The following is a 508-nucleotide window of genomic DNA, read 5'->3' on the forward strand; positions in this document are numbered from 1 at the left end:
AACGCCAAGCAGTCGATGCTGGTCACCACCATCCCGGCGACCCTCGACAAGGGCGGCGAGCTGCTCTACCTGGCGCGCGCCAACCGCCTGCTGCTGGATGGCGACAAGGTGACGGGCCTCGAATGCCTGGGCATGGATGAGCGCTGCGTGGCGCCCAACGGCCGCCGGATCAGGGTCCGGGCCAGGCACTACGTGCTCTCCGGCGGCGGCATCAACACCCCGGCGATTCTTCTCCGCTCGAAGGCGCCTGATCCGAGCCAGCGGGTCGGCAAGCGCACCTTCCTGCACACGGTGAATTTCAGCGCGGGGCTGTTCGACCGGGTGATCAACCCCTTCTACGGCGCACCGCAGTCGATCTACTCCGACCATTTCCAATGGGACGACGGTGTCACCGGACGCATGTCCTACAAACTGGAGGTGCCGCCGCTGCAACCGTCGCTGGCCTCGGTGCTGCTCGGCGGCTTCGGCAGCGACAACGCCCTGCGCATGGAACAGCTACCGCATACCA

General features: G+C 66.5%; 1 protein-coding gene. It reads left to right on the forward strand.

The genetic code is table 11. The features are described 5' to 3' along the window. Window positions 1-508 (forward strand): GMC family oxidoreductase N-terminal domain-containing protein (locus FLP08_RS16870; protein WP_162431126.1); only part of this gene is annotated, 508 nt, incomplete at both ends.

Source organism: Christiangramia aestuarii, assembly GCF_009735585.1.
GTDB lineage: Bacteria > Bacteroidota > Bacteroidia > Flavobacteriales > Flavobacteriaceae > Christiangramia > Christiangramia aestuarii.